This window comes from Pseudomonas sp. TJI-51 (assembly GCF_000190455.2).
Taxonomy (GTDB): Bacteria; Pseudomonadota; Gammaproteobacteria; order Pseudomonadales; family Pseudomonadaceae; genus Aquipseudomonas; species Aquipseudomonas juntendi.
This window is the reverse complement of record NZ_AEWE02000180.1, coordinates 1-228: the sequence shown is the minus strand read 5'-3', so window position 1 is coordinate 228 and position 228 is coordinate 1. Positions and strand designations below refer to the sequence as shown.

Sequence of the window (228 nt, the reverse complement as noted above, 5' to 3'; positions counted from 1 at the left end):
ACCGATACGCAGAGCCCGGTTACTGCTCAGCTGTCGGTAGACAACACCACCGTCGCTGAAGGCGGCAAGATCACCTACACCGTGACTCTGGTCAGCGCTGATCCAAGCTTGCCAGTAACCAACCACAAAGGTCTGACCTTCACGCTGACTGATGGCACTACTGTGACCGTCAAGGCAGGTGAGGCCACCGGTTCGGTTACCGTCACTGCGCCAGACAACGTCTACGTC

General features: G+C 57.9%; 1 protein-coding gene. It reads left to right on the top strand.

Annotated elements, in window-relative coordinates:
- On the top strand, positions 1-228 hold a 228-nt coding region (locus G1E_RS28885), incomplete at both ends, for an immunoglobulin-like domain-containing protein (RefSeq protein ID WP_047150272.1).